The organism is Streptomyces morookaense (assembly GCF_013030945.1).
In the GTDB taxonomy this organism is placed as follows: domain Bacteria; phylum Actinomycetota; class Actinomycetes; order Streptomycetales; family Streptomycetaceae; genus Streptomyces; species Streptomyces morookaensis.
The window spans coordinates 1-1,742 of sequence record NZ_JABBXF010000082.1; the positions used below are offsets into that span (position 1 = coordinate 1).

The window sequence follows — 1,742 nt, forward strand, 5'->3', positions numbered from 1 at the left end:
GCGGCCGAGGATGTCCTTGCCGGCCAGGGCGTCCGGGATGGTCGCGGCCTGGATCGGGAAGGGGGTGGTGACACCGTTCTGCGCCAGCTTGCGGACGACCGCGTCGTCCAGGCCCAGGTCGGCGAAGGTGATGGTGGGCTCGGTGGCCTCAGCAGCCTCGGTGGCCTCGGCAGCGGCCTCGAGCTCGTCGAGAACGATCTCGTCCGCGGCGGCGGGCATGACGGTCTGGTCAGTGGAAATGGACATGCGAAATGCGAAACCTTCCGGAGTTTCGGCACGCGCCCAAGCTCCGTGTCGGCTTTCGCAAACGACCGCCTCTATGCGGTCAGCCACGGCAAGGTAAGGAACGCGCCACACGGCGCGCTTCTGTCAGGCGCCGGGCAAATGGGATCAAACGATCTACCACCATACGCACCTCGGGCCGTCCGGCGCAAGCCGCCTGTCCATGGCCTGCGCCACAATCCGGCCCGCCGGACGCCACGGCTACGACGCCGGCCCGGCCTTCGGCCCCGGCTGCGGGGACGGCGGGGCCGAAGACTCCGGCGCCGACGACGCGGGCGAGGACGGCGAGCCGGCGGGCGGCGTGGGCGGCCGGTCCGGCGGGGTCGGGCGGCCGGGAGCCGGCCCCGTCTGGCCTCCGGCCGGCTTCGACGGCACGGGCTTGCCGGGGCGCGCGGCGGGCGGTGACACACCGGGGGTCGCGGACGCCTCGGCCGACGGCGAGGCGGACCGGCCGCCGCCCTTCGCCGAGGGGCTCCCGCTCGCGCTCCTGAGCGCCTTGGCGTCCGCACGGCCCGGCCGGTCGCCCGGCAGCCGCACCGCGCCGTCCGCCTGCGGGCCCGACTCGCGCTGCCGGTCCGTGCCCGAGGGCGCGGGGCGGCCCGGGTCGCTCACACTCATGCAGCCGCCGAGCGCCATGGCCGTGACGGCCACGGCCGCGATGCGGGTGAGTGCCGAGTGCGCTGAAGGGACGCGCATGGAGGACCGCCTTCGGGTCGCGGGGGACAGGCGACCTGCCCAACTGGCCCCGCCCCGCCCAGGACACGCGCGGCCCGCCGCGGTGCGATCCGAACAAGCCGACGCCCCGCACCCCTCACCCGTAACCCAGCGCGTGCAGCCGTGCGTCGTCGATCCCGAAGTGGTGGGCGATCTCGTGAACGACCGTCACCTCCGCCTCGTGGACGACCTCTTCCCGCGTGGCGCACATCCGCAGGGTCGGGCCCCGGTAGATCGTGATGCGGTCCGGCAGCACGCCCGCGTACCACTCGCCGCGCTCGGTCAGCGGCGTCCCCTCGTAGATCCCGAGGAGCTCCGGGTCCGAGGCGGGGGGCTCGTCCTCGACGAACACCGCGACGTTGTCCATGAGCCGTGTCAGCTCCTGCGGGATCCGGTCCAGGGCCTCGGCGACCAGTTCCTCGAAGTCCTCGCGCGTCATCTCCAGCACGCCCGCCATTGTCCGGCACGAAGGCCTCCGGCGCCCGGACCCGGCGGCCCCCGGAGGCCGTCCCCGGAGGCCGGAGGCAAACCGTTTTGGCGTTAGGTCCCTGCATCCCATATGCTTCTCACGTCCCCGAGGCGCTGCGAAGCGACAAGGTGGGCCAACAGCCCTCATCGTCTAGTGGCCCAGGACGCCGCCCTTTCAAGGCGGTAGCACGGGTTCGAATCCCGTTGGGGGCACGCAAGATCCTGTGCGAGACTTGTTCTCGCACAAGCTTGGTCCTGTGGAGCAGTTTGGAGTGCTC

At 72.7% G+C, this 1,742-nt stretch carries 2 protein-coding genes, 1 tRNA gene and 1 pseudogene; 1 reads left to right on the plus strand and 3 read right to left on the minus strand.

Annotation, left to right across the window (positions count from 1 at the left end; translation table 11 throughout):
* The 3 genes and pseudogenes from HG542_RS28045 to HG542_RS28055 form a co-directional block, all read right to left on the minus strand.
* Window positions 1–246: pseudogene (locus HG542_RS28045) on the minus strand (DEAD/DEAH box helicase); the annotation flags it as partial.
* Window positions 247–483: 237 nt separating this feature from the next.
* Window positions 484–978, minus strand: coding sequence for a hypothetical protein (locus HG542_RS28050; protein WP_171086241.1), 495 nt, complete (start codon window positions 976–978; stop codon window positions 484–486).
* Between the two features lie 115 nt (window positions 979–1,093).
* A complete protein-coding gene (locus tag HG542_RS28055; RefSeq protein ID WP_171086243.1) occupies window positions 1,094–1,444 on the minus strand; it encodes a metallopeptidase family protein in 351 nt (116 codons plus the stop codon).
* A gap of 160 nt (window positions 1,445–1,604) precedes the next feature.
* On the opposite strand from HG542_RS28055, the gene HG542_RS28060 reads away from it, so the two are divergent.
* Window positions 1,605–1,677: transfer RNA gene (locus tag HG542_RS28060), tRNA-Glu, on the plus strand.
* Window positions 1,678–1,742 lie beyond the last annotated feature (65 nt).